Source organism: Serratia sp. GW822-FHT06E05, assembly GCF_058799445.1.
This window is the reverse complement of record NZ_JBXALM010000004.1, coordinates 98,222-122,702: the sequence shown is the minus strand read 5'-3', so window position 1 is coordinate 122,702 and position 24,481 is coordinate 98,222. Positions and strand designations below refer to the sequence as shown.

Here is a 24,481-nt window from a genome sequence, read left to right as displayed (position 1 = left end):
CCCATGAATAATATAATAAAACCACGCGCACCGACGCTGACTGAATCCCTGCTGCCGATCGTTACCATGGTGCTGTTGTTGGGTATTGGCTACGCCGCTTTTGACCTACCGCCAGAACCTCTGATGGTACTGTCTACCGTGATTGCTGCACTATTGGTTAAACGCCTCGGTCACAGCTACAACGATATTCTCGTATCTATCTCACAAAAAATAGCCAAAACAATGCCCGCCTTGCTGATTCTCATCAGCGTAGGTTTGCTGATTGGTACGTGGATGGCGGGTGGCACGATTCCGCTGATGATTTATTACGGCCTAAAACTGATCAACCCGGCGATGCTGTACGTCACCGCACTGCTGGTCACTTCAGTTGTGTCCGTTTGCACTGGCACTTCCTGGGGTTCAGCAGGTACCGTGGGCGTCGCGTTTATGGGCGTCGCCATAGGTATGGATGCAAACCTGGCCGCTACTGCAGGAGCCGTTGTTGCAGGCGCATACTTTGGCGATAAACTCTCACCGCTGTCTGGCGATACTAACCTCGCGGCCATGGCGGCACAGGTCGATTTGTACGAACATATTGGCCATCTGCTGTACACCACCCTGCCATCACTCATTCTTTCCGCCGCTGTGATGTTCTTTTATGGCATGTCAGGCGATCTCGCAGGCGCCGCCATTCCAGACAAGGTCTTGTTGATTACCTCTGGCCTGGCCGGGATCTACCATTTTAATCTGTTGTTGTTGTTACCCGTAGCCATTGTGCTCTATGGCTCAATCACCAAAAAACCGACTATCCCTATCATGCTGGTTTCAGCGCTGGTAGCCATGGCCAATGCCTCATTTATTCAAGGATTTGCCTTTCATGATGTCGTCAAAAGCGCAGTCGACGGCTTTAACGTGTCGATGGTGGGTAATCAAGATATCAACCCTGTACTGAGTAATCTGCTGAACCGCGGTGGCATGAATTCCATGATGAGCACGCTGCTGATCTGCTTTTGTGCCCTTTCTTTTGCAGGCACGCTGGCACTGAGTGGTGCACTGGAAGTGATTGTCCACGCACTGCTTAAATTGGTGCACTCCACTGGCACCATGATCCTGGCAACACTGGCCTGTGGCCTGACCATGATCAGCGTCACCTGCAACGGGCAAATATCCATTCTGATCCCTATTGAAATGCTGCGTAATGCCTATATCGAGCGCGGTCTGCACCCGAAGAATCTGAGCCGAACGGTGGAAGACTCCGCAACAATCTTTGAACCTATTCTGCCCTGGACCGCCGCAGGCGCATACATGGCAGGCACACTCGGTGTCGCCACACTCAGCTATCTGCCGTGGGCAGTGCTGTGCTGGAGCGGGATATTTTTTGCCACGCTGTGGGGATTTACCGGATTCGGTATCGCCCGGCTGAAAAAAGAAGAACAGCAGCAGTTGCTGGCCCAAACCGCCGATAACCTCAAATAAGGAAGCCCCGAATGTCATATTTTGATCAGCTTGAGCAAGTGCGCTACGAAGGCCCAGCCAGCAATAACCCCCTGGCCTTTCATCACTACAATCCGGATGAACTGGTGCTTGGCAAGCGCATGGCGGAACATCTGCGTTTCGCCGCCTGTTACTGGCATACCTTCTGCTGGAACGGCGCGGACATGTTCGGCGTCGGTGCCTTCGATCGTCCCTGGCAGCAGCCGGGCGACGCGCTGGCGCTGGCCAAACGCAAAGCCGACGTGGCGTTCGAGTTCTTCCACAAGCTGAACGTACCTTACTACTGCTTCCATGACGTAGACGTCTCACCGGAAGGTGCCTCGCTGAAAGAGTATCTGCACAACTTTGCGGTAATGACCGACGTGCTGGAAGAAAAGCAGCACAGCAGCGGCGTGAAACTGCTGTGGGGCACCGCCAACTGTTTTACCCATCCGCGTTATGGCGCTGGGGCCGCCACCAACCCGGATCCGGAAATCTTCAGTTGGGCAGCCACCCAGGTATTCACCGCCATGAACGCCACCCAGCGCCTGGGCGGTGAAAACTACGTGCTGTGGGGCGGGCGTGAAGGCTATGAGACCTTGCTTAATACCGATTTGCGCCAGGAACGTGAGCAAATTGGCCGCTTTATGCAGATGGTGGTGGAGCATAAACACAAAACCGGTTTCCAGGGCACCCTGCTGATTGAGCCCAAACCGCAGGAACCGACCAAACATCAGTACGACTACGACGTCGCCACCGTCTATGGTTTCCTTAAGCAGTTCGGCCTGGAAAAAGAGATCAAGGTGAATATCGAAGCCAACCACGCCACGCTGGCAGGCCATTCGTTCCACCATGAAATCGCCACCGCCATTGCGCTGGGCATTTTCGGCTCTGTCGATGCCAACCGGGGTGACCCTCAGCTGGGCTGGGATACCGACCAATTCCCGATCAGCGTAGAAGAGAACGCGCTGGTGATGTTCGAAATTCTCAACGCCGGGGGATTCACCACCGGTGGGTTGAACTTCGATGCCAAAGTCCGCCGTCAAAGCACCGACAAGTACGATCTGTTCTATGGTCATATTGGCGCCATGGATACTATGGCACTGGCACTGAAGGTCGCGGCAAAAATGGTGACTGACGGCCAGTTGCATCAGCAGGTAGCGAAACGCTATGCCGGCTGGAATGGTGAATTGGGCCAGCAAATTTTGCAGGGCAAACTGTCGCTCGAAGCCTTGGCGCAGTACGCTGAAGGCCATGCACTGGCGCCGCAGCACGTCAGCGGCCGTCAGGAACAGCTCGAAAACCTGATGAACCGCTATCTGTTCGGCTAACCGATCGCGCGGCACACGCCGCGCCTTTAAGGATCCTCAACCATGTATATCGGCATCGATCTCGGCACTTCCGGCGTAAAAGTTATTTTGCTCAGCGAGCAGGGCCAATTGCTCGCCAGCCACGGTGAATCGCTGCCCATTTCCCGTCCTCATCCCCTATGGTCAGAGCAGGCCCCGCAGGACTGGTGGCACGCCACCGACCGCGCGATGCTGGCGCTGGGCAAACAACACAGCCTGCAGCAGGTAAAAGCCATTGGGCTCAGCGGTCAGATGCACGGTGCCACGCTGTTGGATGCACGTCAGCAGGTGCTGCGCCCGGCGATTTTGTGGAACGACGGCAGAAGCGCCGCACAGTGTCTGGCGCTGGAACAGGCGGTGCCGCAGTCGCGGCAAATCACTGGCAACCTGATGATGCCGGGCTTTACCGCCCCCAAACTGCTGTGGGTACGGCAGCATGAGCCCGAGCTGTTCAAACGTATAGATAAAGTCCTGCTGCCCAAGGATTACCTGCGCTGGTGCCTCACCGGCGAATTCGCCAGCGACATGTCGGACGCCGCAGGAACCGGCTGGCTGAACGTGGCGCGGCGCGACTGGAGCGAGGAGATGCTGGCGGCATGCAGCCTGACTCGCCGCCAGATGCCACAGCTGTTCGAAGGCAATCAGATCACCGGCCAGACCCATATTGAACTGGCCAAACGTTGGGGCATGTCGCCAGTGCCGGTGGTGGCCGGCGGCGGTGATAATGCCGCCGGGGCGATCGGCGTAGGCCTGTATCAGCCGGGGCAGGCGATGTTGTCACTCGGCACCTCCGGCGTTTATTTTGCCGTCAGCGACGGTTTTCTCAGTAACCCGGCCAGCGCGGTACACAGTTTCTGCCATGCGTTGCCCGACACCTGGCACCTGATGTCGGTCACGCTCAGCGCCGCATCCTGCCTGGACTGGGTGTGCAAACTTACCAACGTCGAGGACGTCGCTACCCTACTGCGCAATGTCGAACAGGCGCCGCCGGCGGCAGCGCCGCTGTGGTTCCTGCCCTATCTGTCCGGCGAGCGTACGCCGCACAACAATCCTAACGCCAAAGGCGCATTCTGGGGCCTGACTCACCAGCATGGGCCAACCGACCTGGCGCGCGCCGTGCTGGAAGGGGTTGGTTTCGCCCTGGCTGATGGCATGGACGTACTGCACGCCAGCGGTCTGCAGCCGTCCAGTATCACCCTGATTGGCGGCGGCGCGCGCAGCCCCTTCTGGCGACAAATGCTGGCGGATATCAGCGGCCAGCGGCTGGAATACCGCACCGGCGGCGATGTTGGCCCGGCGCTGGGGGCGGCTCGCTTGGCTCAGATTGCCCTGAACCCGCAGCGCTCACTGGCTGAATTGTTGCCTGAATTGCCGCTGGAACAGGTACATACCCCGGATGCCGAGCGCCACCAGCAGTACACCGCGCTGCGCAGCACCTTCCGCGAGCTCTATTCCCGTCTGTTACCGTTGATGTAAAACCGAAAGGGGGCCAAACAGCGCCCCCTTATTATTGCCAAATCGAATAGTCGCCAGTGGCAAATGTCACTGCCAACCCACGCGCTCCTCTCCTAAATTGGTGGCTGTCTTTTGACGCACCTCACCTCTGGATTAAGGAATTGAACGTGGAAAAAAACCAACAACAAAGCCGCAGAGCTTTCCTCAGCCAAACCGGCAAGCTCACCACCGCCTGTGCAGTCATTGGCCTGACGGGGGGCGTGGCGCAAGCCGCCGCGCCAGCGAGCAGCGCATGTATACCAGAGAGCACACCTATGACCCTGACCGACAGCCACTACTGGCTGAGCGACGTTCGACTGGAAGACGGTTTTGAGTACGATGGCGAGACGGTGATCGGCACCCGCACCGCGCTGTATCAGCTTGAAATCAAAGACGGAAAAATTGCCGCAGTTCACCCGAAAGAAGCAACGCCTCCCGCCGGGGTAGCGCGCTATCAGGCGCAGGGCCAACTGCTGCTGCCGGCATTTCGCGACATGCATATCCATCTGGATAAAACCTTCTACAGCGGCCCATGGCAGGCACCGCGCCCACGTCAGGGCAAAACCATCATGGACATGATCGCGCTCGAACAGACCTTGATCCCCAAGCTGTTGCCCACCTCGCAGCAGCGTGCGGAAAACCTGATCGCCTTGCTGCAATCGAAAGGCAGCACCGTGGCACGCAGCCACTGCAATATCGATCCGGTCAGCGGGCTGAAAAGCCTGGAACACCTGCAACGTGCGCTGGAAAACCACCGGGCGGACTTCAGCTGTGAAATCGTCGCCTTCCCGCAGCATGGCCTGCTGCATTCCAAAGTCGACGGCTTGATGCGCGAGGCCATGCAAATGGGGGTGCAATACGTCGGCGGACTGGATCCGACCAACGTTGACGGCGCCATGGAGAAGTCGCTGGATGCGATGTTCCAGATTGCACTCGACACCGGCAAAGGCGTCGATATCCACCTGCATGAAACCAGCCCCGCTGGCGTAGCGGCAATCAACTACATGATCGCCACCGTAGAAAAGAACCCGGCGCTGCGCGGTAAAGTCACCATCAGCCATGCGTTTGCCCTGACCGTGCTGAACCCGAATGAACTGGAGGAAACCGCTAGCCGGCTGGCGGCGCAGCAAATCACCATCGCCTCTACGGTGCCGATTGGCGGGCTGATGATGCCGCTGCCGCAGCTCAGTGAAAAAGGGGTATTTGTGATGACCGGAACCGACAGCGTGATCGACCATTGGTCACCGTTCGGCAGCGGTGACATTCTGGAAAAAGCCAACCTTTACGCCCAACTTTACCGCGGCTCCGACGAATTCCACCTCTCCCGTGCTATGGCAATCTCGACCGGTGGCGTGCTGCCGCTGAACGACAAAGGCCAACGCGTCTGGCCGCAGGCCGGGGACAACGCAGAGTTTGTACTGGTCAACGCCAGTTGCTCCGCCGAGGCGGTGGCACGCCTGCCGGCGCGCACGGCCACTTTCCATCAGGGGCGGCTGGTCGCTGGCCAGGTCGGCAAAGCCTGATGCTGGTCCGTTGATGTCACCATGATGGCCGTTTTTGGCCTTCTGCCAGACAAAGTAACGGCGCAGTATGGCGTCATACCCATTGGCGGAGGGCCGAAAATGTCACAGAGCGCGTTATTGATCATCGATGTTCAACAATCATTCCAGCATCGCCCATTCTGGCAGGAAGAAGATCTGCCCGCTTTCCAGCAGGCACTGACACGGCTGCTCGAAGGCTGTCGCCGGCAGGGCGTAGCCTTGGTTGATGTTTTCCACGTATCACCGGAGGGGCCGTTTTCGCTGGCATCCGGCTGGGTAAAACCGCTGCCGTTCCTCAACCATCAGGCAGACGTCACCGTTCATAAACAGGTGCACAATGCACTGACCGAATCCGGTCTGGACGCCTGGCTGCGCCAACGGGATATCGATCACTTGATTATCTCCGGCATCCGCACCGAACAGTGCTGCGAAACCACCACCCGGGTGGCGTCCGATCTCGGTTATCGGGTGACTTTCGTCACCGAGGCCACGATGACTTTCCCGATGCAGCATCCCAATGGAGAAGTCTTTACCACCGAACAGCTCAAGCGGCATACTGAGACGGTGCTGGTCGACCGCTTCGCCCAGCTCGCCAGCGTGGATGAAGTGCTGGCGCAACTCTCACAGGAGTAATCATGCCGCAGGCCGTCTATTTTTTGATGTTGCCCAACGCGCTATCGCTGGACGTCAGCGGCCCGGCCGAAACCCTGCGTTTGGCCGGGGCATTCAGCCTGCGCTACATCAGCCCACTGCCGCAGATCACCTGCTCGATTGGCATGACGTTGAGCCAGCTGCAGCCGCTGCCCGCCCGACTGGAAGACGGCGCTATTGTGGTGGTGCCAGGCGCACGCGATTCACGCAGCGATTTCGACCATCAGGCGGCCGAACAGGCCCGCCACTGGCTGGCGGCGCTGCAACCCGATTTGCGGCAGCAGCGCATCACGCTGGTCTGTATCTGCTCCGGCGCCCTGCTGGCGGCGCAGGCCGGGCTACTCGACGGCTATCAGTGCACCACCCACCATGATGTGATCGAACGCATGCGTCAGCAGGCCCCGGCCGCGCAGGTGAAAGAGAACCGTATCTTTGTTGAAGACCGCAACCTATACACCAGCGCCGGCATTACCGCCGGTATCGATCTGGCGCTGCATTTGATTAACCGCCAATGCGGTGCAATACGGGCAATGGAGATTGCCCGTGAAATGGTGGTGTATTTTCGCCGTTCCGGCGATGATCCGCAGCTCTCCCCTTGGCTGCGTTACCGCAACCATCTGCACCCGGCGGTGCACCGTGCGCAAGACGTGATGGCCGCCGAACCCGAGGCCGAATGGTCGGTGCCGCAGGTGGCGGAAAAGGCCCATGTCAGCAGCCGCCATCTGGCCAGGCTGTTCCGTAGCCACGTCGGCATCAGCGTGCGTGAATACCATGAACAGCTGCGGCTGGCGGTGGCGCAGCAGCGGCTACAACAGGGTTATGGGCTGGAAAAAGCGGCGCTGGCGGCGGGGTTTTCCTCCGGTCGTCAACTGCGGCGTGCCCAGCAGCGCGGCTCGACCGCGTTATGACACCAGCCGCCGAGAGTCTATTTTCTGCAGCCCCATCGACAACAGCAGGCTGAGCGCCAACGCCACGCCAAATACCCAGAAGATATCCAGTAACGGATGGGCGGTCAGCGTCAGGTGACGGCTGCGCATAAAATTGACGATAATGGCGTGAAAACCGTAGATTGCCAGCGAATGTCGGGAAAAAATGCCCAACCAGCTAATAGGCTCGGGCAGACAATTTTTAAACCATACCACCAGGGATACCGCCGCGATAAACACCAGCGGCCCACAGTAGATGTAATAAATATCGGCAAAGTTACCGTTGATGAACATCTGGCTTTTGGTGCCCTGAACGATCAACGCCACGCTAGCCACAAACCCCAATATCGCCAGCCAACTGATACCTCGCCCCTGGGTGTCCATCATGCCAATCGCCCGGCCGGCCAACGCGTACAGCAGGTAGTAAAAGGTGTCCCCATAGATATACAGATTGACCGGCAGCAGATGAACGTTACCCAGGGTCATTGAGCTGGTATTGGGATTGGCAACCACCGCCAGGATCACCAGCACGCCGGCCAGATAGCGGCGTGATACCGGCTTGACGTTGATCAGCGGCGACAGCAGATAAATCACCGCGATCGCATAGAAGAACCACAGATGGTAGAACACCGGCTTTAACAATATGCCGCGCAGCGACGGCCAGAAACCGATTTTGGTAAACGCCGCGATATAAATCAGCGCGACCGCGCTGTAAAACGCAATACAGCAACCAATGCGGATGAAATGCTTTTTGCCGGCGCTTTTCTCGCCGAAAAACAGGTAGCCGGAAATCATGAAAAACAGGGGTACCGAAACGCGCGACAGTGAGTTCAGTACGTTAGCGATGTCCCAGTTATGTTCGCCCACCGCCACCCCGCTGATGACGTAGTAGGTGGTGGCGTGGATCATCACCACCATCATGCACGCCACTGCGCGCAAGTTATCTATCCAGCCAATTTTATTGCTCAAAAGATCGCCCGCAATATTGTCATCTTGATTTGTTAAAATAAGGTTATAGAGCGAAAGTGTGGGTGGCAACCCTGACGGCGAATATCAGAATGTGCTGAAACAACACCTTATCGTTGCTAAGGTGAACAATTGGCGGCAAAATAGCCGCCACAACTCGCTCAGATTGCGCTTCCCGCCCTGGCAGTTCCTTATTTCTTCTTTACTTTCAGTACGATAAATATGAAAACTACTTTACCACCTGCGGCTCGCTTGGGTCGACAGGCGCTTTTATTCCCGCTTTGTCTGGTGCTGTTCGAATTTGCCACCTATATCGGCAACGATATGATCCAACCTGGCATGTTGGCGGTAGTGGCCGATTTCAACGCCGGAGAAGAGTGGGTGCCAACCTCAATGACCGCCTATCTGGCGGGCGGTATTTTCCTGCAATGGCTGCTGGGGCCGTTGTCGGATCGGCGCGGGCGTCGCCCGGTCATGCTGGCCGGCGTGGCGTTTTTTATCGTCGCCTGTCTGGCTATTTTGCTGGTGACCAGCATCGAACAGTTTATCTTTATGCGTTTCCTGCAGGGGATTGGCCTGTGCTTTATCGGCGCAGTGGGTTACGCCACCATCCAGGAGTCGTTTGAAGAGTCGGTGTGCATCAAAATCACCGCGCTGATGGCCAACGTGGCGCTGATTGCCCCGCTGCTGGGGCCGTTGGCCGGTGCCGCGCTGATCCACGTCGCGCCGTGGCAGAGCATGTTCGTACTGTTCGCCGCACTGGCTGCGTTTGCCTTTTACGGCCTGTGGAAAGCCATGCCGGAGACGGCTTCGCTGCAGGGTGAGAAATTCTCGGCCGCCAACCTGTGGCGCGACTATCGTCAGGTATTGTCCAACCGCCGCTTTATCTGCGGCGCGCTGGCCATCGGTTTCGCCAGCCTGCCGCTGCTGGCCTGGATTGCCCAATCGCCGGTGATCCTGATCAGCGGCGAGTCGCTGTCGACGCTGGATTACGGTCTGCTGCAAATTCCGGTGTTCGGTGCGCTGATCCTCGGCAACCTGACGCTGGCACGTCTCACCGGCAAGAACAGCGTCCCGCGCCTGATCAAATTGGGTGCCGGGCCGATGATGCTGGGTTTGCTGATCGCGGCGCTGGCGACGATATTCTCCAGCCATGCCTATCTGTGGATGACTGCGGGTCTCAGCCTGTACGCTTTCGGCATCGGGCTGGCCAACGCCGGGCTGTACCGTTTGACGCTGTTCTCAAGCAACGTCAGCAAAGGCACGGTCTCCGCCACCATGGGCATGTTGAGCATGATGGTGTTCACCGTCGGTATCGAGCTGGCTAAAGTGGCTTACGTGTGGGGCGGCAGCGGGCTGTTCAATCTGTTCAACCTGCTCAGTGGCCTGTGCTGGCTGGCACTGGTGGCGCTGTTCCTCAGCAAACGCCGCAGCGGCGATGCAACACCGACGCCTAACGCTGCGTTATAACAAGCGCCGAGCTAACGACACGGGAAGAGACGATATCTCTTTCCGTGTTTCAAGATTTACACTGGATTTAACCCTATCAGTCAGATGAATCAGTTCTCAAACTTATAGCCCATGCCAGTACCGCCTCATGGCTGATAAAATTCATCTGTTCAACGTCACTCTGTTCTTTCTCTCGCACAAACCCGGCATACTTTTCATCATCTTTCTTATGGGCAGTGGTGATAAACCTTCAGTATTCATCCTGATGACCTCGCGACTTAATCAAAACACACGGCTATACCCAAAATAATTGGAGTTGCATCACAACAAAGCCGCGGCTTTGTTGAACAGCGCTTGCGCTGGCCCCAACGGGGCGAAGCTTTGCCGAGTAACGCGGCAAGAGCATGAGTCCCCAGGAGCTTACTCAAGTAAGTGACTGGGGTGAGTGCTGGCAGCCAACGCAGAGGCAGCTTCAGGTATGACGGGTATAGAGTCCGCTGTCGCGCAACAGGTGTTGGTTGCCCTTGCGGCGGGTAAATCCGCTGCGGTCGAAAAACTCCAGCACCTGAATGGCCAGTTTACGCCCCACGCCGAGCCGGTCACGAAAATCGGCGGCGTTGGCACTGCCCTGCGTTTCATCCAGTTCACGGATCAACGCGGCGAATTGTTCTATCCGTTGGCTTAGGTAGTAACGATCCACCACCACTGCCGTGACATGGCCCAACTGAGCGGCTTTACGCAGCGTGGTCCGCACCCATGCCTCGTCCTCGCCCAATTCGGCAGCCAGATCGCGCACCCACCAGGCTTCGTCACCGAACAACGGCTCAATACGGGCCCACAGGATTTGCTCTTCGGCGCTGAACGCCAAACCGTGCTCCGGCAGGTGCAGCCACCCGCGCGTATTGCTAAGTAAACCGGCAGCCAGCAGCCGATCGATCATCATAAATGTCAGCGCCTCAGACAGTTGCGGCACAGCCATGCGCCGCAGGCGCGCACGCCCCAGGCCGAGCTGATCGGCATGCTGCTGATGATACTCGGCCAACACCTGTAGCAGACGCTGTTGATCCAGCTGTGCATTCTCCTGCGCCAACGCCCTATCACCGGCAATCAGCAATTCATGACTCGCCAACAACTTCGCCAACGGTTTCTCGGTCAGTTGTCGTGCCCAGGCAAAGGCCGCCAGATCCAGCGCGCCCTTGGGCAAATGCAGCGCCAGCACCTGACAGTCATCGTCGGCCTGTGCCAGCGCCGCCAGCCAGGCCAAATACTCGGGTTGGCGCTTACCCCGTTTGGGCGTCGTCAAGCTCAGCACCCTTGCGCCGCCCAGGGTTTGGCGTGCGCCAATATCGCGCAGCACCAGCCGATCGTTTTCGGCCAGCCATAGCGGACGGTCAAGGATCAGTTCCGCCAGCCCATCACTGAGCAACGAAACTCGCCCGGTAATATGGCTGGCGGCATGATGTAAATGCAGCGGCTGCCAGTGCTTTATCGGCAAATCCTTATCCAACGCCACCAGAATTCGCTCGGCGGCGATCGGGGGCTTTTGCGCCAGCAACCAATCGCCACGTGCGACCTGATCTTTGCTGACGTCACCGCTAATATTCAACGCAATACGCTGTCCAGCCTGCGCTTGCTCAACCGGTTGGTTTTGCGCGTGCAAACCACGAACCCGCACCGGCGCGTCGGCACCGGTCAGCCACAGCGTGTCGCCTACCGCTACCTGGCCACCCAGTGCGGTACCGGTCACTACCAAACCAGCGCCTTTCACGCTGAACGCGCGATCCACCGCCAGGCGGAAGCGGCGCGTTACCGCATGTTCGTCAGGCCGCAGCGCCAGCAAATGCGCGCGCAGTGCGTCGATTCCCTGCGACTGCGGCGCGGCGGTGACAAACACCGGTGCCTGTTGCCAACCCTGGCGCGTCAGCTCCTCGTCAAGCTGCTGTCGAACCTCTTCGACACGCGTTTCATCCACCCGATCGGCTTTGGTCAAGGCCACAGTCAGCGCCGGACGCCCGCTCAATCGCAGTATCGCCAGGTGCTCGCGCGTTTGCGCCATCACGCCATCGTCGCAGGCCACCACCAGCAAGGCATGGTCGATGCCACCAACGCCCGCCAGCATATTGGCGAGGAATTTCTCGTGTCCCGGCACGTCGATAAAGCCCAACACCCGGCCATCGGGCTGCGGCCAGTAGGCATAACCCAGATCTATGGTCATGCCACGGCGTTTTTCTTCCGGCAGGCGATCCGCATTGATCCCGGAGATCGCTTGCAGCAGGGTAGTTTTGCCATGATCGACATGGCCGGCGGTAGCAATAATCATTCTCTCAGGGCCTCAATCAGCGCGTCTTCCTGCTCCAGACAGCGCAGATCGAGCCACAGCCTGCCGTCGTTAATTCGGCCGATCACCGGCTGCGGCAGCCGACGCCAGCGTTCTGCCAACGCTTCCAACGTTGCGCCACGGCCATCGAGCGGCGCAAAGGTCAGCGCATAGCTGGGCAGCCGATCGACCGGCAACGAACCGCTGCCAATCTGCGACCAGCAGGGTTCGGCACGCAGTTGGAAATGCCCGGCAAACTGTGGCGCCAGCACCTGCAACAGACGTTCGGCAGAACCCTGCATCGCCTGCTGCGGGCGGGTCAATAGCCGTAGCGTCGGCAGCTGTTGTGCCAACAGTTCGGGCTGTTGATAGAGTCGTAAAGTCGCTTCCAGCGCCGCCAGCGTCAGTTTGCCAACGCGTAGCGCACGCTTCAGAGGGTGTTGCTGCAGCTTGGCGATCAGCGCCTTTTTGCCGACGATGATGCCGGCCTGCGGGCCGCCGAGCAGCTTGTCGCCGGAGAACGTCACCAAATCTACTCCGGCGGCGAGCAACCGCTGCGGCATGGGTTCCGCCGGCAGACCGTATTGCGCCATATCAATCAATGAGCCGCTGCCCAGATCGGTGGCGGTAGGCAGGCCATGCTCTGCGCCGAGCTGCGCCAGTTCGGCTTCTTCCACCGCGGCGGTAAAACCCTGGATGCTGTAATTGCTGGTATGCACCTTCATCAGCAGCCCGGTCTGTTCGTTAATCGCGCTGCGGTAATCTTTCAGGTGGGTGCGGTTGGTCGTGCCGACCTCAACCAGTTGGCAACCGGCCTGGCGCATCACGTCAGGGATGCGGAACGCACCGCCAATTTCCACCAGTTCGCCACGCGACACCACCACCTGCTTGCCGGGGGCAATCGCCGCCAGCATCAGCAGCACCGCAGCCGCATTGTTGTTGACGATGCAGGCGTCTTCCGCGCCGGTCAATTGGCATAATAAATCCGCTACCGCGCGATCGCGGTGACCACGACCGGCACCGTCCAGATCGTATTCCAGCGTTACCGCCGCGCCCATGGAACTCGTCACCGCTTCTATCACCGGCTGCGCCAGCAGGGCCCGGCCAAGGTTGGTGTGCAGCACGGTGCCGCTGAGGTTGAATACCGGAGCCAATGCCGGACGCTGCCATTGCTCCAGCTCCGCGCTGAGCGCCTGTGCCCAGTCACCGCACCAGTCGGGTAACCTTTGGTGGTGTTTAATGGATTCACGCGCCTGCAGTTGCAATTGACGCAGTAACTCGCCAATCAGCGTTTGTCCGTGCTGCGTAACCAGCGGTTCGATAGCGGGATCGCGCAACAGGCGATCGATGGCGGGTAACTGGCTGTAAAGAAGCTGGGATTCAGTGCTCATGGTCGCTCGGTTTCAGTGTGGAGGTCTCGCATCAAGTAAAACCCCGCCGCAGCGGGGTGAGGGAAATCAGGGGGGCAAGGTGCGGGCAAAGCTTTCACGGGCAAACAGCCGCTCGGCCAGCTTGATCAGCGCCGGTCGCTCGACGCACCAGTTGGGCATGATCCGGCGGAAATTCAGGTAGCCCAGCGCACAACCGGTAGCAATATCCGCCAGCGTCAGCGCTTCGGCATTGAGCAACGTTTTTTCCTGCGCCAGTTTTTCCAGCGCATCCAGTCCGTGCGTCAGCTTGTCTCGCTGGCGCAAGATCCAGTTTTCGTCCTGTTTTTCCGACGCCCGTTTGCTCTCGCGAAACAGCGTGGCGGCAGCTTCCGTCACGCCATCGGCCAGGGCTTCCACCTGGCGTATGCGCAACGCGGCGGCGCGTTCGACAGGCAAAAAAGCCGGGGCCACGGACAACATTTCGAGGTATTCGGCAATCACCCGCGAGTCGTAAAATACGGCGCCATCATCGGCCACCAGCACCGGCACTTTGGCCAAGGGGTTCAGCTCAACCACCCGGCTGCCCGGTTCATACGGCGGATCGTTAACGAATTCGAACGCCATCCCCTTTTCCAGCAGCATCACGGAAATCTTGCGGACAAAAGGGCTGGTGTAACTGCCAATAAGCTTCATCAGTCTTCCCCTCGCTTGCAAACCACAACGTTGTTATTGCACCGCCAGCGTGTCGATAATCTTCTGGACCAGCGCCTGGTGCGCCTCCGGCGTTTTGGCCGGCGACAGCATCTGCAACGTCACCACCCGCTTGTTGAACACCGTCAACATGATGGTAGACACCACCTTCTGCCCGCTGACGCTCTGCTCGGTATCCAGCCGATGGAACTTCTGCTTGCCGACGGTGAAATTCTCTTCTTTGGTGGTCCGAATATTTTGATAGCGATCGGCCAGTTCGGTGAGCATGCTCTGCGTCAGGTCCTTGAGCATTTTATCGCTGCCGTTGAGCTTCATGCCGTCAGGCGGGATCACTTCGGAAGAGACGGTGCTCTGGCGTGATTTCCCGTCGAGGAAGCGCTGAATGGTGGACTGGCTGTCGTTGACGATGCCGCTGTTCTCAGTCTGATCGCTAAAGCCCGGCGGCAATTCAAAGGTGATCTTGCCCTTTTGCATCGAGACTTTCAGCCCCGGGGGCGTCGCTGGCGGGGTGTCGACCGCCGGCGGTGGCGGTGCAGGCTGCGTGACGGTCGGTTTGGGATCCGGCTTCGGTATCTCCGGCTTGGTATCGTCCTTGTTGTCACAGGCTGCCAGCCCTGCCGCTAAAACAGCAACCGCAGTGAATTTCGCAATGGTCTTCAACATCGTCTGTCCCTTTTCCTTTCGCTTCGCGCGTCATTGCGTAAACGTAGCAACTCGCCCGGGCGAATGCCAGAATCCCCGTCCGAAATTAATGGTATTTACGGCCTTAAAGGCGTAGCGGGCAAGGACAGTTTGAGTGCGGACAGCGCGCAGGCCCCGGAGCGTACACGCAGTACGTGAGGAGGCCGAGCACTGCCCAAGGTTAAAATGTCGCAGCCCGGTAGCCGATCATCATTCCCCCGGGAACAGGAATGGATTGATGCTGCTGCGGGCAAAGCCTTCGTCTTCCATTTTGGCGTCGAGCACCAGCGTGGCCAAATCATCAGCGACGGCCTCAACCTGCGGGTCTTTTTCCTGATACAAAATCTTCAGGTAGGTACCGCAGTCACCGCAGCTCTCCGCTTTAACCGATGCCAGCTCGGTGTCCAGCGACCAATAGTTGAGATCGCGGGTCTGCTCACAGTTGCTGCATTTGATCCGTACCACGTGCCACTCGCTTTCGCACAGGTTGCAGTGCAAATAGCGCAGGCCGCTGACGGTGCCGATATGCACCACGCTGGAAACCGGGATGCTTCCGCACACCGGGCAGAATTGACGGTGTTCGCCATATTCGGCGCGCGCCTTGCCGGGGATAAGGCTGGCCATCTGCGCCCAATAGAGCGACAGCGCGGCCCAGATGAACGGCGCTTTTTCGCTGCCGATCTTGGCGAAATCCTGGTTAAGCAACGCATCAGCCAACAATTCCAGCTCGTGCGCCGAGGCTTTTTCCAGGTTATCCAGCACCGCCAGAATGTGCTCCGGCGCCTGCGGGCGTAGCTCGGCAATCAGCGATGTCAGCAACCGGTGCCAGTGTTGGCTACGCGGGAAAACGCTCAGTTCCAGTGGCGGCTTGCCACTGTCGGCACCCTGCTGCAGGACTTCGGTAAGATCAAGCGTCAGCGGGTTGTCGTGCAACGCATGGTGCTGCGCTTCGGCCAGTTGGGCCGCAAAATTCAGGTAGTCGCCCAGCGGGTTGTCGGTCGCCAGCTTACGCAGGCGTTCAGCGCGGCGGCTGTACAGGCTTTTCAGATTAGCGAAAAGTAACGGCGGGATGGTCTCCGCCGTTGTGGACTTCTCGCGCTGTGCCCCTAACTGCTCTTTAGGAACGATGCGGATGCTCATCAGGGTTTGTCTTCCTGTTGTTTCTCGCGGACCTCTCGGTACCAGCGCGGGTGATGTTTTTTAGCCCAGGCCGCCGGCACCCAGCCTTCCACCATCGCGGTAATGGTGCCTTTTACCCACAGCGCGGCGTAAATGTGCACCATAATCACGATAATCAGACCGACCGCAGCCAGCGAATGCACCAGCAGCGCAATGCGGATCAGCGGTATCGGGAATGACGGCGCAAAGTAAGGCCGCCAGATCACCACACCGCTGGCCAACAGCAACACCAGGCTAATGATTGCCGCCCAGAATACGCACTTCTGACCGAAATTATAACGCCCGGTGTCACCCACTTCCTCGTTCATGGCGATTTTATGGATGTTTTTGGCCCAGACGATGTCCTCGCGATTGATCAGATTATGCTTCCAATAACGCAGGAACATCAGCAGGAAAGCCGCAAACATAATCACGCCGACAAAGGGGTGCAGAATACGCGCCAGCTGCGGCGTACCGAAAATGTTCATCAACCAGTTGAAGGAGGGGAAAAAGAACCCCAGCCCGCTGATGGCGGCGAACACAAAGCAGAACGCCACAATCCAGTGGTTAATCCGCTCCGGCGCGCTGTAGCGCTGAATACGCTTTTCCTTTTTCATTTGCGCGTCTCCTCATCATGCAGCTCGTCGTTATCTTCCTCTTCGACGCGGTTTGGTCCGACGCCGACGTAGTGGAACACGCTCGCTGCAAAGGTGGCGGCAAAGCCGATGGCCGCCAGGGGTTTCCACACGCCTTTCCAGAACGTGACCGCCGGGCTGATGCTCGGGTTATCCGGCAGACCGTGATACAGCTGCGGTTTGTCCGCATGGTGCAACACGTACATAACGTGCGTGCCGCCCACGCCCGCCGGATCGTACAAACCGGCGTTCTGATAGCCACGGGTGTTCAGCTCGCTGACGCGATCGGCGGCGACCTGCTTCATCGCTTCCTTGGTACCGAAGTGAATGGCGCCGGTCGGGCAGGTTTTCACGCAGGCCGGTTCCTGGCCAACATCAACGCGGTCGACGCACAGGGTACATTTGTACACCCGGTTGTCGTCCTTGTTCATGCGCGGCACGTCGAACGGGCACCCGGCGATGCAGTAACCGCAGCCGATACAGTGCTCAGACTGGAAGTCGACGATACCGTTGGCGTACTGGATGATCGCACCTTCCGATGGGCAGGCCTTCAGGCAGCCCGGGTCGGCGCAGTGCATGCAGCCGTCCTTGCGGATCAGCCACTCCAGCTTGCCGTTTTCCTCCACTTCGGAGAAGCGCATCACCGTCCACGACTTGGCGGTCAGATCGGCGGGGTTATCGTACACCCCGACGTTGTGCCCGACTTCGTCGCGAATGTCGTTCCATTCGGAACAGGCCACCTGACAGGCTTTGCAGCCGATACAGGTGGTGACATCGATCAGCTTGGCCACTTCTTCCTGGTGGTCACGGGCGCGCGGCGCCGGCGTGAAACCATTGGTGGCGGATTTACGAATGATGTCCTGAGATTGCATTGCCATAATTCGTCTCCGTTACACCTTTTCCACGTTAACCAGGAACGCCTTGAACTCTGGCGTTTGCGTGTTGGCGTCGCCGACAAACGGCGTCAGCGTGTTGGCGATAAAGCCTTTCTTGGCCACCCCTTCGTAACCCCAGTGGATCGGGATGCCGATAGTGTCGACCTCTTGGCCGTGCACCTGCAGGGTACGGATACGCTTGGTCACCACCGCCTTGGCCTTGATGTAGCCACGGTTGGAGCTGACCTTGACGGTATCGCCATGCTGGATGCCCTTTTTCTCCGCCAGTTTTTCGCCGATTTCCACGAACTGCTCCGGCTGCGCGATCGCATTGAGCAACGCGTGCTTGGTCCAGTAGTGGAAGTGCTCGGTCAGACGATAGGTGGTGCCGACGTAAGGGAACTTGTCGGATTTACCCATCGCTGCCAGATCGTCCTTGAACACGCGCGCCGCCGGGTTGGACACCACGTTCGGGTGCAACGGGTTGGTGCCGAGCGGCGTTTCGAACGGCTCGTAGTGTTCCGGGAACGGCCCTTCGGCCATTTTATCGGTGGCGAACAGGCGCCCCATGCCTTCCGGCTGCATGATGAACGGCCCGACGTCACTGCCAGGTGCGGCGGCGCTGTAGTCCGGGATATCCACCCCGCCCCACTTGGCACCGTCCCACTCCAGCAACTGACGTTTTGGATCCCAAGGCTTGCCCTGCGGATCCGCCGAAGCACGGTTGTACAGGATGCGGCGGTTAAGCGGCCATGCCCAGGCCCAACCCAACGTATTGCCGAGGCCGGACGGATCGGCGTTATCGCGCCGCGCCATCTGGTTGCCGGCCGGCGTCCAGCTACCGGCGAAGATCCAGCAACCGCTGGCGGTAGTGCCGTCGTCGCGCAGGTGAGCAAAGGTGCTGAGCTGCTCACCCTTTTTCGCCAAAACTTTGCCGTCGGCGTCGAGAATGTCCGCCAGTGCCTTACCGTTGCTCTCCATCGCCACTTCTTCGGCCGCAGGATTATCCGGCGTCAGGTAGTCCCAGGTCATGTTCAACACCTGTTCCGGCACCGCACCGCCGTCACGCGCGTACATCTCACGCAGACGGGTGAAGATGCCCGCAAGGATTTCGCCGTCGTTCAGCGCTTCGCCAGGGGCATCGGCGCCCTTCCAGTGCCACTGCAGCCAGCGGCCAGAGTTGACGATCGAGCCGTTTTCTTCGGCAAAGCAGGTGGACGGCAGGCGGAACACTTCGGTCTGAATCTTCGACGAATCGACGTCGTTGAACTCGCCGTGGTTCTGCCAGAAGTTCGATGTCTCGGTGTTAAGCGGATCTATGGTCACCAGGAACTTCAGTTTGGACAGGGAAGCCACGACCTTGTTCTTGTTCGGGAACGACGCCACCGGGTTGAAGCCCTGGCAGAAGTAGCCGTTGACCTTGCCTTGCGACATCATTTCGAAGTACTGCAGCACGTCGTAGCCTTTGTCCCACTTCGGCAACCAGTCAAAGCCCCAGCTGTTGTCCTTCTGCGCCTTGTCACCGTAGAAGCTCTTCATCAGGCTGACGAAGAATTTCGGGTAGTTGCCCCAGTAGTTCACCTGGCCCGGCAGCAGCGCCTTCGGCGTGTTGGCTTTCAGGTAAGTCTCGAGATCCGGTTGCTTATCCGACGGCAACGTCATGTAGCCCGGCAGGCTCTGCGACAGCAGACCCAGATCGGTCAGGCCCTGAATATTGGAGTGGCCGCGCAGCGCGTTAACGCCACCGCCCGCCATGCCCATGTTGCCGAGCAGCAGCTGGATCATCGCCATGGTACGAATGTTCTGTGCGCCGACCGAGTGCTGAGTCCAGCCCAGGGCGTACAGGAACGATGCGGTTTTATCCGCCACGCAGGTTTCGGCGATGTATTCACACACCTGGAGGAAGTCTTCCTTCGGCGTGCCGCAGATGTTGGTCACCACCTCTGGCGTATAACGGCTGACGTGTTCCTTGAGCAGGTTCCATACGCAGCGTGGATCTTGCAGCGTGACGTCGCGCTTGGCGAAGCCGTTCTCGTCGAACTGGTAGTTCCAGGTGGTTTTGTCGTATTTGCGGTTTTCCGCGTCATAGCCGCTGAACAGGCCGTCGTCGAAGGCAAAGTCTTCCCGCACCAGCAGGCTGGCGTTGGTGTAGGCCTCAACGTATTCGCGGTTAATTTTGTTGTTGGTCATCAGGTACAGCAACACGCCCGACAGGAAAGCAATGTCGGTCCCGGAACGGATTGGCGTATAGAAATCCGCTACCGATGCAGTACGGGTAAAGCGCGGATCGATAACGATCAGCTTGGCTTTATTGTGAATTTTGGCTTCCATCGCCCAGCGGAACCCCACCGGATGCGCTTCCGCCGCATTACCGCCCATGACGATAATCAGATTCGCGTTCTTGATATCAACCCAGTGGTTGGTCATCGCACCGCGACCAAATGTTGGAGCAAGACTTGCTACCGTTGGTCCGTGTCAGACACGCGCCTGGTTGTCTACGGCAAGCATGCCGAGAGCGCGACTAAATTTTTGCGACAAATAACCGGTTTCGTTGCTGGCGGCAGAGGCGCACAGCATGCCGGTGCTCAGCCAACGGTTGACGGTAACGCCCTGTTCGTTGGTTTTAATGAAATTGGCGTCACGATCTTCTTTCATCAGCTTGGCGATGCGGGTGAAGGCGTCGTCCCAGCTGATGCGTTGCCATTTGTCCGAACCTGGCGCCCGGTATTCCGGGAACTTGAGGCGGCTTTCGCTGTGGATGAAGTCGACCAGGCCGGCGCCTTTCGGGCAAAGCGCACCGCGGTTGACCGGGTGATCCGGATCCCCTTCAATGTGGAAAATGCTTTCTTTGGCGTTTTTGGCGCCATCACCAAGGCTGTACATCAACAGCCCACAGCCGACGGAACAATACGTACAGGTATTACGGGTTTCGCGCGCGCGCAGCAGTTTGTACTGCCGGGTTTCCGCCAACGCCACTTCCGGGGCAAAGCCCAGCGCAGCTACCGTCGTTCCTGCCATACCGCCAGCGCAGATCTTAAAGAACTGCCTTCTGCTGACCTGCATGGGGGTCTCCTTTCACTCTCGATTGTCACATTGTTTCAAATGGCGCTTTCCCCCTTGAAGCGGGAAGCGCTAAAATTACTGTTGTTTTTGCGGTGGCAATATTACCACAGCGTGTATGTGGTTGTTACAAACAGGTGCCAGTTAAGTGAACAATATAAACTCAGACCAACACATAAATGAGACCTCGCTCACAGGGGTGACCCAAGCTCAGGTTTATCAACGCGGGCAACTCGCCACCGCACAGCCGGATTGGCTGGCGGAAGAGGTTCCGGTCGCGCTGGTCTATAACGGCATCTCTCACGTGGTGATGATGTGCACGCCCAAAGATCTTGAGGCGTTCGCCCTGGGCTTTTCCCTGTCGGAAGGCATCATCGAATCGCCACGCGATATCTACAGTATAGAGATTAACCAAACCTGTAACGGACTGGAGGTGCAAATAGAGCTCTCCAGCCGTCGGTTTGCCGGTTTGAAGGAGCGCCGTCGCGCCATGGCAGGCCGCACCGGCTGCGGCGTATGCGGTATTGAACAGCTGGCAGACATTTTCCGTCCGCTGCCTGCACTGCCGTTCACCCAGACTTTTTCCCTGGATAATCTCGACTCCGCATTGAAACAGCTGCGAGAAGTACAGGAAGTTGGGCAACTGACCGGTTGCACCCATGCCGCCGCCTGGTTATCTCCACAGGGTGAAGTACTTGGCGGATGCGAAGACGTGGGCCGTCATGTCGCCCTGGACAAGCTGCTCGGCGTACGCGCCAAACAGGGCTGGTCTCAGGGAGCGGTATTAACCTCCAGCCGTGCCAGTTATGAAATGGTGCAGAAGGCCGCGATGTGTGGCGTGGAGATTTTGTTCGTGGTGTCTGCGGCAACCTCGCTGGCCGTGGAAATCGCCGAGCGCAGTAATCTGACGCTGGTCGGCTTCAGCAAACCCGGCCGCGCCACGGTGTTTACCCACCCGCAGCGCCTGGTTGATCAGATTAAACCCACACTGTAAGTGGGGCATTGATAATCATTTTCAATATCATTTAAATAACTATAATGATCCGACTGCTTACGCGGTGCTCACAACATTGCGCCGCCCATACACCACTGGAGATGATGATTATGAGTTATTCACTGCCATCCCTGCCGTACGCCTACGACGCACTGGAACCGCATTTCGACAAGCAGACGATGGAAATCCATCACACCAAACATCACCAGACCTACGTTAACAACGCCAACACCGTACTGGAAGCCTACCCAGAGCTGGCGCAATACAGCGTTGAAGAACTGATCCAGGATCTGGATAAAGTGCCTGCTGACAAGCGCACCTTCATGCGTAACAACGCCGGCGGTCACGCTAACCACAGCCTGTTCTGGAAAGGCCTGAAAACCGGCACCACGCTGGGTGGCTCCCTGAAAGCCGCTATCGAGCGTGATTTCGGCAGCGTAGAGAAATTCCAGGAAGAGTTCGAGAAAGCCGCAGCGACCCGCTTCGGTTCTGGTTGGGCCTGGCTGGTGCTGAAAGGCGACAAACTGGCCGTGGTATCTACCGCTAACCAAGACAGCCCGCTGATGGGCGAAGCCGTTGCCGGCGCTTCAGGTTTCCCAATCGTGGGCCTGGACGTGTGGGAACACGCTTACTACCTGAAATATCAAAACAAACGTCCAGATTACATCAAGGCATTCTGGAACGTGGTTAACTGGGATGAAGCGGCAGCACGCTTCGCTGCGAAGAAGTAATTCACTCCCGGTACTGAAGATGCCCGCGTAATGCGGGCATTTTTTTGCCTAAAATCCGCTAAAGTTTAACCGCCCTTTGCCGATGATTTGTTCAATTGACGTTCGCCCGGAAAGGAAAATCATTATGGCGGCATTGCAAACACTGGCAGGAAAGTTCGTTCATCTCACCGTGGGTAAAAAGCTCGGTCTCGGTTTTGGCCTGATGCTGTTACTGACGGCCATTATCGCCGGAACCGGCGCACAGTATCTGCATACCATCGAGTCCCGCGCCGATCGCATCGACTTCAGCAACAAGCTGAATGACGAGATCAATCAAGCCAAATACAACCGCGCGCTGTTCGGCCAAACCTATAAGCCTGAATACCTGAAAAATAACCGCACCAGCATCGAGAACGCGGTGAAGATGATTAACCAGGGTCAGGACCTGGACTGGGATCCCCAAAGCCGCAAAGACCTGCAGCGTTTGATGGAGCTGATCGGCCACTACCAGCAGCAGCAAAACGCTTTCGAGAAGGCGGTAGCGGCAAAGGATGCCGTGCGCCAAAGCTGGAACATGTCGGAAGTGCAAGACAGCCTGAATCAGGTAGAGCGTCAGCTTACCAATGGCGACCTGCAGCTGGCCTTCATTCAGTTGAACCAAAAACTGACCCTGGTGCGCTACGGCGCGCGCGGCCTGCTGTTGAGCCTGAGCAGCGAGTCCGAAGCCCCGCTGGTCGCGGCGATAGATGATGCCCGTAGCGCGGCCAACGCACTCAGCCGGCGGCTCAACGACGCTCAGCGTCCTCTGCTCCAACCGCTGCTGACCGCGCTTGATGATTACAAGAACCGTATCCAGGCCTACCTGCCGGCTTATCAGCAGGAGCAAAACATCAGCCAGCAGTTGGGCAACAGCGCGCAGGAAGTCGGTACGCTGGTCAACGCCTTTATGCAGGACGAACTGACGCAAACCCATAACGATATCAACGCCGCGCAGCTGCAAATGGGCATCACCACGCTGGTTGCCATCATTGCCGGGCTGCTGATCGCCTGGCGCATCACGCTGCAAATCACCCGACCGCTGCAAAGTACGCTGGCGCTGGCGGAACGCATTGCCAGTGGCGATCTGCGGCAGGCGCAGACCAGCACCCGTCGCGATGAACTGGGGCAATTGCTGAATGCCGTGGCGGCGATGAGCCAGAACCTGCGCGACATGATTGAGAAAATCCAGATGGGCGTCAGCCAGGTGTCCACCGCCGCTGCGGAGATTGCCGCAGGCAATACCGATTTGTCCTCCCGTACCGAGCAACAGGCCGCCGCGGTGGAAGAAACCGCCGCCAGCATGGAACAGCTCACCGCCACGGTGAAACAGAACGCCGAAAACGCCCATCACGCCAATCAGCTGGCCACGGACGCCTCACAAACCGCCCAGCAAGGTGGCAAACTGGTGGAAAGCGTCGTCAGCACCATGCGCGACATTTCCAGCAGTTCGCAGCGAATCGCCGAAATTACCACCCTGATCAACGGTATTGCCTTCCAGACTAATATCTTGGCGCTCAACGCGGCAGTGGAAGCAGCGCGTGCCGGTGAACAGGGCCGAGGCTTCTCGGTGGTGGCCAGCGAAGTACGCAACCTGGCGCAGCGCAGCGCCCAGGCGGCAAAGGAGATCGAAGGGCTGATTACCGAGTCGGTCAGCCGGGTACAGGCCGGCACCACTTTGGTGGAAAATACCGGCAACACCATGGAGCAGATCGTCCTGTCGGTCACCCATGTGCGCGACATCATGGCGGAGATCGCCGCCGCCTCCGACGAGCAGACCCGCGGTATTGCCCAAATTGGCCAGGCGATTGTGGAAATGGATCACACCACTCAGCAGAACGCCGCGTTGGTGGAAGAGTCTGCCGCAGCAGCCGACTCGCTGGAAGAACAGGCGGAAATGCTACTGCAAAGCGTCTCGGTATTCCGTCTGGCGGAACTTTCTGCACCGGCCGCCGTGAAAGGGACGGTGGTCAAGGCACCGGCGATGCAAAAGCCCGCGGCCAGCACCGAAGCAGAAGATAACTGGACCACCTTCTAACGTTTACCCGCCCGAACCTTTCGGGCGGTTATTGTTCCCTCCGGCCAACTCAGGCTATGCTGAACCTT

The 24,481-nt window shown here is 58.4% G+C and carries 19 protein-coding genes; 10 read left to right on the top strand and 9 right to left on the bottom strand.

Annotated features, from left to right (window positions below; translation table 11 throughout):
* Positions 1-3: 3 nt before the first annotated feature.
* The 6 genes from nhaC to AC1RKC_RS12595 all read left to right on the top strand — a co-directional run bounded on the left by nhaC (position 4) and on the right by AC1RKC_RS12595 (position 7,395).
* Positions 4-1,455, top strand: coding sequence for a Na+/H+ antiporter NhaC (gene nhaC / locus AC1RKC_RS12620; protein WP_116691489.1), 1,452 nt, complete (start codon positions 4-6; stop codon positions 1,453-1,455).
* A gap of 11 nt (positions 1,456-1,466) precedes the next feature.
* Complete coding sequence (gene xylA / locus AC1RKC_RS12615) at positions 1,467-2,783, top strand: xylose isomerase (RefSeq protein ID WP_046374803.1); 1,317 nt, start codon at positions 1,467-1,469, stop codon at positions 2,781-2,783.
* Positions 2,784-2,825: 42 nt separating this feature from the next.
* Positions 2,826-4,277: a xylulokinase gene (gene xylB, locus AC1RKC_RS12610; RefSeq protein ID WP_392457600.1), complete on the top strand. Its 1,452-nt coding sequence runs from the start codon at positions 2,826-2,828 to the stop codon at positions 4,275-4,277.
* Between the two features lie 146 nt (positions 4,278-4,423).
* A complete protein-coding gene (locus AC1RKC_RS12605; RefSeq protein WP_187962097.1) occupies positions 4,424-5,818 on the top strand; it encodes an amidohydrolase family protein in 1,395 nt (464 codons plus the stop codon).
* 99 nt (positions 5,819-5,917) lie between these two features.
* Entirely contained in the window at positions 5,918-6,469 is a 552-nt protein-coding gene (locus tag AC1RKC_RS12600) for a cysteine hydrolase family protein (protein WP_493092586.1), read from the top strand.
* Between the two features lie 2 nt (positions 6,470-6,471).
* A complete protein-coding gene (locus AC1RKC_RS12595) occupies positions 6,472-7,395 on the top strand; it encodes a GlxA family transcriptional regulator (protein WP_020824688.1) in 924 nt (307 codons plus the stop codon).
* Here the strand turns inward: AC1RKC_RS12595 and AC1RKC_RS12590 are convergent.
* Positions 7,390-8,382 carry an acyltransferase gene (locus tag AC1RKC_RS12590; protein WP_493092587.1) on the bottom strand — a complete coding sequence of 331 codons (993 nt, stop codon included), beginning with the start codon at positions 8,380-8,382 and terminating at the stop codon, positions 7,390-7,392. The two genes, AC1RKC_RS12595 and AC1RKC_RS12590, sit on opposite strands and share 6 nt — an antisense overlap.
* A 219-nt stretch (positions 8,383-8,601) precedes the next feature.
* Between AC1RKC_RS12590 and AC1RKC_RS12585 the strand changes: the two genes are divergently transcribed.
* Entirely contained in the window at positions 8,602-9,849 is a 1,248-nt protein-coding gene (locus tag AC1RKC_RS12585) for an MFS transporter (protein WP_128864800.1), read from the top strand.
* 451 nt (positions 9,850-10,300) lie between these two features.
* Here the strand turns inward: AC1RKC_RS12585 and selB are convergent, their stop codons facing one another.
* From selB to fdnG, 8 genes are all read right to left on the bottom strand, one after another.
* Positions 10,301-12,148 (bottom strand): selenocysteine-specific translation elongation factor, encoded by a 1,848-nt coding sequence (gene selB / locus AC1RKC_RS12580; RefSeq protein ID WP_493092588.1) that lies wholly within the window; start codon positions 12,146-12,148, stop codon positions 10,301-10,303.
* Positions 12,145-13,536: an L-seryl-tRNA(Sec) selenium transferase gene (gene selA, locus AC1RKC_RS12575; protein WP_493092589.1), complete on the bottom strand. Its 1,392-nt coding sequence runs from the start codon at positions 13,534-13,536 to the stop codon at positions 12,145-12,147. Before selA ends, selB begins: the two co-directional genes overlap by 4 nt.
* A 66-nt stretch (positions 13,537-13,602) precedes the next feature.
* Positions 13,603-14,208: a glutathione S-transferase gene (locus AC1RKC_RS12570; RefSeq protein ID WP_116691495.1), complete on the bottom strand. Its 606-nt coding sequence runs from the start codon at positions 14,206-14,208 to the stop codon at positions 13,603-13,605.
* Positions 14,209-14,241: 33 nt separating this feature from the next.
* Positions 14,242-14,889 carry a DcrB/PsbP domain-containing protein gene (locus AC1RKC_RS12565; protein ID WP_493092590.1) on the bottom strand — a complete coding sequence of 216 codons (648 nt, stop codon included), beginning with the start codon at positions 14,887-14,889 and terminating at the stop codon, positions 14,242-14,244.
* A gap of 228 nt (positions 14,890-15,117) precedes the next feature.
* Positions 15,118-16,047: a formate dehydrogenase accessory protein FdhE gene (gene fdhE / locus AC1RKC_RS12560; RefSeq protein ID WP_493092591.1), complete on the bottom strand. Its 930-nt coding sequence runs from the start codon at positions 16,045-16,047 to the stop codon at positions 15,118-15,120.
* Positions 16,047-16,682: a formate dehydrogenase cytochrome b556 subunit gene (fdoI, locus tag AC1RKC_RS12555; RefSeq protein ID WP_013810963.1), complete on the bottom strand. Its 636-nt coding sequence runs from the start codon at positions 16,680-16,682 to the stop codon at positions 16,047-16,049. The genes fdhE and fdoI overlap by 1 nt, the downstream gene beginning before the upstream one ends.
* Positions 16,679-17,578: a formate dehydrogenase subunit beta gene (gene fdxH / locus AC1RKC_RS12550; protein WP_020824680.1), complete on the bottom strand. Its 900-nt coding sequence runs from the start codon at positions 17,576-17,578 to the stop codon at positions 16,679-16,681. Before fdxH ends, fdoI begins: the two co-directional genes overlap by 4 nt.
* A 12-nt stretch (positions 17,579-17,590) precedes the next feature.
* Positions 17,591-20,638 carry a formate dehydrogenase-N subunit alpha gene (fdnG, locus tag AC1RKC_RS12545; protein WP_129941232.1) on the bottom strand — a complete coding sequence of 1,016 codons (3,048 nt, stop codon included), beginning with the start codon at positions 20,636-20,638 and terminating at the stop codon, positions 17,591-17,593.
* A 145-nt stretch (positions 20,639-20,783) separates the two neighbouring features.
* On the opposite strand from fdnG, the gene fdhD reads away from it, so the two are divergent.
* The 3 genes from fdhD (at position 20,784) to AC1RKC_RS12530 (ending at position 24,413) form a co-directional block, all read left to right on the top strand.
* Complete coding sequence (fdhD, locus tag AC1RKC_RS12540) at positions 20,784-21,629, top strand: formate dehydrogenase accessory sulfurtransferase FdhD (RefSeq protein ID WP_046374813.1); 846 nt, start codon at positions 20,784-20,786, stop codon at positions 21,627-21,629.
* Positions 21,630-21,739: 110 nt separating this feature from the next.
* Positions 21,740-22,360 carry a superoxide dismutase [Mn] gene (sodA, locus tag AC1RKC_RS12535; protein ID WP_041414081.1) on the top strand — a complete coding sequence of 207 codons (621 nt, stop codon included), beginning with the start codon at positions 21,740-21,742 and terminating at the stop codon, positions 22,358-22,360.
* A gap of 124 nt (positions 22,361-22,484) precedes the next feature.
* Positions 22,485-24,413: a methyl-accepting chemotaxis protein gene (locus AC1RKC_RS12530; RefSeq protein ID WP_258090444.1), complete on the top strand. Its 1,929-nt coding sequence runs from the start codon at positions 22,485-22,487 to the stop codon at positions 24,411-24,413.
* The last annotated feature ends 68 nt before the right edge of the window (positions 24,414-24,481 follow it).

Bases quoted from the DNA above. Each gene is read 5' to 3' on its own strand.
- nhaC (WP_116691489.1), top strand. From the start codon at position 4: ATGAATAATATAATAAAACCACGCGCACCGACGCTGACTGAATCCCTG.
- xylA (WP_046374803.1), top strand. From the start codon at position 1,467: ATGTCATATTTTGATCAGCTTGAGCAAGTGCGCTACGAAGGCCCAGCC.
- xylB (WP_392457600.1), top strand. From the start codon at position 2,826: ATGTATATCGGCATCGATCTCGGCACTTCCGGCGTAAAAGTTATTTTG.
- AC1RKC_RS12600 (WP_493092586.1), top strand. From the start codon at position 5,918: ATGTCACAGAGCGCGTTATTGATCATCGATGTTCAACAATCATTCCAG.
- AC1RKC_RS12595 (WP_020824688.1), top strand. From the start codon at position 6,472: ATGCCGCAGGCCGTCTATTTTTTGATGTTGCCCAACGCGCTATCGCTG.
- AC1RKC_RS12585 (WP_128864800.1), top strand. From the start codon at position 8,602: ATGAAAACTACTTTACCACCTGCGGCTCGCTTGGGTCGACAGGCGCTT.
- selB (WP_493092588.1), bottom strand. From the start codon at position 12,148: ATGATTATTGCTACCGCCGGCCATGTCGATCATGGCAAAACTACCCTG.
- selA (WP_493092589.1), bottom strand. From the start codon at position 13,536: ATGAGCACTGAATCCCAGCTTCTTTACAGCCAGTTACCCGCCATCGAT.
- AC1RKC_RS12570 (WP_116691495.1), bottom strand. From the start codon at position 14,208: ATGAAGCTTATTGGCAGTTACACCAGCCCTTTTGTCCGCAAGATTTCC.
- AC1RKC_RS12565 (WP_493092590.1), bottom strand. From the start codon at position 14,889: ATGTTGAAGACCATTGCGAAATTCACTGCGGTTGCTGTTTTAGCGGCA.
- fdhE (WP_493092591.1), bottom strand. From the start codon at position 16,047: ATGAGCATCCGCATCGTTCCTAAAGAGCAGTTAGGGGCACAGCGCGAG.
- fdoI (WP_013810963.1), bottom strand. From the start codon at position 16,682: ATGAAAAAGGAAAAGCGTATTCAGCGCTACAGCGCGCCGGAGCGGATT.
- fdxH (WP_020824680.1), bottom strand. From the start codon at position 17,578: ATGGCAATGCAATCTCAGGACATCATTCGTAAATCCGCCACCAATGGT.
- sodA (WP_041414081.1), top strand. From the start codon at position 21,740: ATGAGTTATTCACTGCCATCCCTGCCGTACGCCTACGACGCACTGGAA.
- AC1RKC_RS12530 (WP_258090444.1), top strand. From the start codon at position 22,485: ATGGCGGCATTGCAAACACTGGCAGGAAAGTTCGTTCATCTCACCGTG.